We start from the raw sequence: 682 nt of genomic DNA on the forward strand, positions 1-682 counted from the left end.
CCCTGTCACCTGCAACCGGCCCTTATGGACCGAGGATGCGGCCGGCAACCGGACAGACTACACCTATAATACGACGCATGGCGGGGTGCTGACGGTAACCGCGCCGGCGCCGTCTGGTTCGGGCGCACGCCCGCAGACGCGCTATACCTACACCTCGCTTTACGCCTTCTACAAAAACCATGCTGGCACCATCGTGCAGGCGGCCGATCCGGTGTGGCGGCTGACGCAGGTCTCCACCTGTGCCAGCGGCACCTCGCCCTCATGCGTGGGGACAGCCAACGAGACGCGCACCACGATCGGTTATGGCTCGGCCGGCGTCGCCAATAACCGCCTGCCGGTATCGACGACGGTCGCGGCAGGCAATGGCACGCCCACCTCGACGGTGACGCAGAGCTATAATGTGTTCGGCGATGTGGCCTGGAGCCAGCCAGCGGTGGGCGGGTCTGCGGCGCGCACCTATTATCATTATGACAGCCTTCGCCGCCCTGTGGGCGTGATCGGGCCGGATCCGGACGGGGGCGGGCCGCTCTCACGCCGGGCTGCGCGCATCGGCTACACCACAGCCGGTCAGGAGTCCTTCGTCGAGCGCGGCACGGTGACGGGCACGGGGATATCGCATCTGAACGCGATGAGCGTGCTGGAGCGTCAGGAGACCGAATATGATGCGCTTTACCGCCCTGTC

The 682-nt window shown here is 66.1% G+C and carries 1 pseudogene; it reads left to right on the forward strand.

Annotation, left to right across the window (positions count from 1 at the left end):
- Positions 1 to 682 (forward strand): annotated as a pseudogene (locus IEV75_RS13825) (RHS repeat-associated core domain-containing protein); the annotation flags it as partial.

The sequence above is a fragment of the Glycocaulis albus genome (assembly GCF_014639075.1).
In the GTDB taxonomy this organism is placed as follows: domain Bacteria; phylum Pseudomonadota; class Alphaproteobacteria; order Caulobacterales; family Maricaulaceae; genus Glycocaulis; species Glycocaulis albus.